General features: G+C 52.4%; 2 protein-coding genes. Both read right to left on the bottom strand.

The features are described 5' to 3' along the window. The coding region (locus ACP2WS_RS11270) for a hypothetical protein (RefSeq protein ID WP_426460852.1) at nucleotides 1-251 on the bottom strand (251 nt) is incomplete at its 3' end. Nucleotides 252-413: 162 nt separating this feature from the next. Next, a partial coding sequence (locus ACP2WS_RS11265) for a hypothetical protein (protein WP_426460851.1) occupies nucleotides 414-911 on the bottom strand: 498 nt, incomplete at its 5' end.

The raw sequence follows: 911 nt of genomic DNA, 5'->3' as shown, positions 1-911 counted from the left end.
TTCCATTTTTTATCAGGGGGATCATCCGCCTCTACCAATCCTGCATATACCACTTTGCAGCCGTAGGTATCGAAGCACAGGCTTCTAAAAGAATGCTGCTTGAAGTGCAATACCGGAATGGAATCCGGGTCGGCATTCGTCGCCGCGTGATGGATCGAACGGGGGGAGGTGGGCATGGTCATTTGGCATCCTGAAAGAAACAACGGAAAGGACAGGAGAGTTGCGGCCAGAGCAATGGATTTGCGTTTCATGAGGCGTCTCGAAGTGTCAATCGGGCGAGTGTTTCAGCCAGGCAGTCGACACGCAGACAGCCTGGAAGCAGCAGTCCATGGCGCACGCGCTGGCCAGCCACGTGTCCACACCATCATCACGCGGACCGGCAAGAAGAGTCGGGGTTGCCATCACTCGCTCCTTCAAAACGTCTGACTGTAGGCCAGGGTGAGATAGAAGTGCATGTTGATATTACTCAGCATATAGACCTTGATGGTGCGGTCATCCACGACCAGCAGAATGGTGACATCTTGAAGCGTATTTTCTGGTGCATGCGGAAATTCCCGCAGCGGCAGATGGTGAATGATGACTTCATCCTTGAATATTTTCCCGATGTCGACCTCTGCAGTGTGGAAAGTTCCATCCTTCGATTTCCAGGACACCCTGGCGGGCGCTGGAAAATTCCGGATCCCAATATAGCCACCACCACCCATTGTCTTTAAGAATTTTTCCCCTCCGATTGACTCAAAAGAAGGAGATATCTTCCCTGCCGATTGATTAGGCTGCGAAAGACCCGCATACGTAATCTTGCACTCCCGTGTATCAAAGCAAAATCCAATGTAGGTATGCTGCTTGAAGTGCAATACCGGAATGGAATCCGGGTCGGCAGTCGTCGCCGCGTGATGGATCGAACGGGGGGC

It is taken from the genome of Brachymonas moutaii (nom. illeg.) (genome assembly GCF_049977365.1).
Taxonomy (GTDB): Bacteria; Pseudomonadota; Gammaproteobacteria; order Burkholderiales; family Burkholderiaceae_C; genus Brachymonas.
Note: the sequence above shows the minus strand (reverse complement) of the source record. Positions and strands in the feature narration are given on the sequence as shown.